At 39.0% G+C, this 4,359-nt stretch carries 5 protein-coding genes; 1 reads left to right on the top strand and 4 read right to left on the bottom strand.

All coding sequences use genetic code 11. The features are described from left to right. Nucleotides 1-132: 132 nt before the first annotated feature. Nucleotides 133-276 (bottom strand): YSIRK-type signal peptide-containing protein, encoded by a 144-nt coding sequence (locus tag JEQ21_RS10355; protein ID WP_442805126.1) that lies wholly within the window; start codon nt 274-276, stop codon nt 133-135. Nucleotides 277-454: 178 nt separating this feature from the next. After that, nucleotides 455-1,597 (bottom strand): tRNA guanosine(34) transglycosylase Tgt, encoded by a 1,143-nt coding sequence (gene tgt, locus JEQ21_RS09605; RefSeq protein ID WP_196092325.1) that lies wholly within the window; start codon nt 1,595-1,597, stop codon nt 455-457. A gap of 202 nt (nt 1,598-1,799) precedes the next feature. On the opposite strand from tgt, the gene JEQ21_RS09600 reads away from it, so the two are divergent. Next, a complete protein-coding gene (locus tag JEQ21_RS09600) occupies nt 1,800-2,291 on the top strand; it encodes a Dps family protein (protein WP_196092326.1) in 492 nt (163 codons plus the stop codon). A gap of 228 nt (nt 2,292-2,519) precedes the next feature. Here the strand turns inward: JEQ21_RS09600 and JEQ21_RS09595 are convergent, their stop codons facing one another. Beyond that, complete coding sequence (locus tag JEQ21_RS09595; protein WP_199365297.1) at nt 2,520-3,698, bottom strand: MFS transporter; 1,179 nt, start codon at nt 3,696-3,698, stop codon at nt 2,520-2,522. After that, complete coding sequence (locus tag JEQ21_RS09590) at nt 3,682-4,149, bottom strand: SPASM domain-containing protein (protein ID WP_233340883.1); 468 nt, start codon at nt 4,147-4,149, stop codon at nt 3,682-3,684. The genes JEQ21_RS09595 and JEQ21_RS09590 overlap by 17 nt, the downstream gene beginning before the upstream one ends. Nucleotides 4,150-4,359 lie beyond the last annotated feature (210 nt).

Raw genomic sequence — 4,359 nt, 5'->3', positions numbered from 1 at the left:
GATGAAGGCTGTTATCGCTTGTGCTCATAAGATACTAAGAATTGTCTACAAACTTTTGAAAACACATCAAACTTATGAAGCAGTAAAAGCATTAGGGATGCGGCAACACCCTTAAGACATTTTTAAATATGTTCACCTTAAGTATAACACAGATAGTGTTTTTTTGCGCTTTTTTACTGTGTTATTTTCAAATAAAAATATTCCTAATAATACCGAGGCTAAGCCTATCGAGTATTTTCTTAGCGAAAAACGCTGAACTTTATCTTGATTAAACATGTGCATCATAATAATCCTCCTCCATGTTCAAACAAATGACAACGCTTTCTCAATTTAATTATACCAAGAAACAAATTATTTTATAGTCTACTTTTTTAGTTTTTTTAATGTTATAATAGAGGTATAGTTAAAAATTTTAAGGGGTTCTCCATATTTTGGGAACCCCTTTTTCTTCTATTTAGAAATTACGATTGGAACGGTTATAGCCGTATTGCTCCACAAAATCTTGACGGAATTCCAAGAGATTGTCATCCAGAATCGCTTGGCGGACTTTCCGCATCAAATCAATCAAGAAGTAAAGATTGTGATAGCTAGTCAAGCGCATTCCGAAGGTCTCATCCGCCTTGAGCAAATGACGGAGATAAGCGCGACTGTAATTCTGACAGGTGTAGCAATCACAGTTAGGATCCAGCGGACCAAAGTCCTCAGCATACTGGGCATTCTTAACCACCAAACGACCCTGACTGGTCATACAGGTTCCATTGCGCGCAATCCGTGTCGGCAAAACACAATCAAACATATCGATTCCGCGAATAACCCCATCAATCAAACTATCCGGCGCTCCTACTCCCATTAAGTAGCGCGGTTTGTTTTCGGGTAAAAGGGGAGTGGTGAAGTCCAGCACCGCGTTCATTTCCTCATGCGTCTCGCCAACCGCTAAGCCGCCCACGGAGTAACCTGGGAAATCCATTGCCACCAAGTCTGCCGCAGACTGACGGCGGAGATCCTCAAAGCCAGCCCCCTGAACAATTCCAAACAGCCCTTGGCGATCGGGATTTTTGTGGGCCTTGAGACCACGCTCCGCCCAGCGGCTAGTCCGCTCAATGGATTTTTTAACATAGTCATAAGGCTGATAAAACTGGGGACACTCATCAAAACTCATCATGATGTCAGACCCTAGATTGTTCTGAATCGAAATGGCTTTTTCTGGGGATAGGAACATCTTAGCCCCATTCAAGTGATTCTTGAAGGTAACCCCTTCTTCTGTAATGTTCCGGGAATCCGCCAAGGAATAAACTTGGAAACCACCAGAGTCCGTCAAAATCGGCTGATCCCAGTTCATGAACTTGTGCAAACCACCAGCTCGAGCAATCAACTCATCCCCTGGACGCAGCCATAGATGATAGGTATTGGACAGAATAATCCCAGAACCCATCTCTTTCAACTCTTCTGGGGACATGGTCTTTACAGTCGCCAAGGTCCCTACTGGCATAAACATAGGCGTCGGGAAAGTCCCGTGTGGGGTCACAATTTCCCCCAACCGGGCTCCCGTGTGCTTCTCTTTTTTAATCAGACGATACTGAATTGGTGAATCTTTCATCTTTTCTCCTTCCCTAGGAAAAACAGTCCTAGTTGCTGTCCCTATTGTAGCAAAAAAGAGCAAGGCTTGTCAGTAGACTGTTTTGGTCTTAAATTATCTGAATATTAGAATTGTGCAACTTTTTTCAGGAGCGTATAATTCCTTGACTTTCTTATTTAGAATGATTATAATTAAACTATCAAAATAAGAAAAGAGGAATTGAATGATGGAAAACACACTGGCTATTTTAAATCAATCTGTTGCTGACCTCTATGCTTCTCGCATCGCACTTCACCAAGTACACTGGTATATGCGAGGTGCTGGCTTCTCTAAATGGCATCCAAAAATGGATAAGTACATGGACTTCATCGATGAAACTTTGGATGAAATGAGCGAGCGCTTGATCACTCTCGGTGGCGCTCCTTACTCCACTCTCACTGAGTTCATCCAATATACAAAAATTGAAGAAGCTCCTGGCAAATTCCAATCTGTTGAAGATAGTTTAAAACGCGTCATTGAAATCTTCCAATACTTGACAGAACTCTTCCAAGAAGGCCTTGATGTCACAGACGAAGACGGTGAAAACGTAACAAACAGCCTCTTTGAAGATGCTAAAGGCGAACTTGAGAAAAATCTCTGGATGCTTTCTGCAGAACTTGGCTTGGCACCACAATTAGCAAGTCAAAAACAAACAAGCAACTTGAAAGAAGCTTAATAGACCAAAACGCCCTCGATCGAGGGCGTTTTAAAATCTCAGAAATTCCAAATCTTCATGAATACATCTAAAGAGCTTCCGATCACTTTATGTAAGAAACAAAAATCGATTAAAGAGACCCATAAGATCTAGAGCGTAACATCACCAATCCTGCATATTTCTGCTGCAAAATTAGATAGAAAAAATATTGAGTCTAGAATTAAAAACTCAATGTTTTTGTTGCAGACTTCACACTAATGCTGATTTTTGCTTATAGATCCAAAACGACTCTATTATGAGACAGAAAGTTGCTAGATAGAAAGTCATTTGAACTCCCCATCTATCAGAAATAACTCCCATAATCATTACAGAAATCGAAAAAACAATGGTCGAAACAACTTCAAATGCCGCATAAACAGAAGCCAGATAGAGCTCCTCTACTCCCTCTTGAATAATCACATTTTCCGGGACCTCTTTAAGAGGGGCAAAGACTCCAATCCCTAAGGAAATGGTTAGAAATAGAAAAGGATTCGGGAATTGGACTAAAATAAATGTCAGCAATCCCATCAGAAGTACCGAACACAACATACTCTCCCATCTCCTTTTAAGGAGATACTCTGAATACCGATATGCTACTAACCCTCCAAAAATATTCCCCAGTGAAAAAAGAACGTTAACATAACCCCAGTACACTTCTGTCTCCTTGAGAACAACGCTCACAAAAACAAGGAGAATCGAGGATACCCAAATTGTATTGGCCATTATTTCCAAACTATTAACTTGCAACATCAAACGGAGAGAGCTATTCTTCCTAATCAGACTCCATCCTCTAAATAAAATAGTCCAATTTGATGTTGCCCCCACTTCCCCTATCTCTAATTTTGGTAAAAGGAAAAGAAGAAAGGAAGCCAAAGCAAACTGCAGCAGTATCAAAAAGAAAGAGTTTTTCATCCCCAACAAGGGAACAATCCCAGCACCCAAACCCCATCCAATCAACTGAATCCCCTCATTTACTACGGAAAAAAGTGCATTAGACTTTCCCAAATCGTCAGCATATCGAGGAATAATAGCATGGGATGCAGGGACGGCAAAACCATCTAATACAGAAATCAAGCTAAAACTCGTATATAAAATAAATAAATTCATTTGTTCTTTTGTCATAAGGGCTAGTAACAAAAAAAATACAAAAATCGTTTTACCCGCCTGTGTTATAGACAAAATTCTATTCAAAGCCAGACTCTGCGTCAATAGAGGAAGAAACAGGCTAGCTAGAAAAGAGGAAATCCCAATTACAATAGGAATAATGGCAGTCACCAGAGCAGACTTTGATAACATGTAAACATATGTCATAACCGATATTCGTAAAAAAATATCCGCTAGATTAGCTAAAGCTTGAGATACGATCAATAATTTAAACGCTTTTGACATTTAATTCACCTAATAGAGAGACAATTTCTGGAATGAGAATTAAGTCTACGAACTTTTCAAACTCTTGTAGTTCCCAAGAGCATTGTTTTTGAAAATCTATATCAGCCGATAAAGCACATCCTCCAGAACAAAAACCACCTATAACACAACTTTTACAATTTGAGTTATCTAAAAATGTTCTCGTTTCATGTTGGTAATTCAATAAATCAACCGTCTTCAAATTTCCCAGGATATACTCTGGCCTACCAACTGTAACCGTACATCTGAACACATTTAATTCATTATCTATGTAGAAAACACGATCATAAGGAGATACATTCCAACAATAATTATATATTCCTTTATTTTGGCGTTGATTAAAAGATAATCCTAATTTATCTGTTAGATTTTGGCACGTCTGAATAAAACCTGCATGTAGATTATCAGGAATATTATCTCTAATTTTTATCAATTCCAGAAGTATATCGACGTCCGAAACAATAAAATCATCATATCCTGAGTCAAAGAATCTATCGTCTACTCTACCTATATTCCTGGTGTTAGTATGATTTCATGGACACGATTTGGTAGAATTATCTCAAACCAAAGGAGAAGTCCATATGTCACAAAAGTATAGTAAAGAATTCAAAGAAACCATCGTAAGCCTTTATGAAACCGGTAA

Origin of the sequence: Streptococcus sp. 121 (assembly GCF_016458205.1) — a bacterium.
Classification (GTDB): Bacteria; Bacillota; Bacilli; order Lactobacillales; family Streptococcaceae; genus Streptococcus.
The sequence above is the reverse complement of the archived record's forward strand: the minus strand, read 5'-3'. Positions and strand labels throughout refer to the sequence as shown.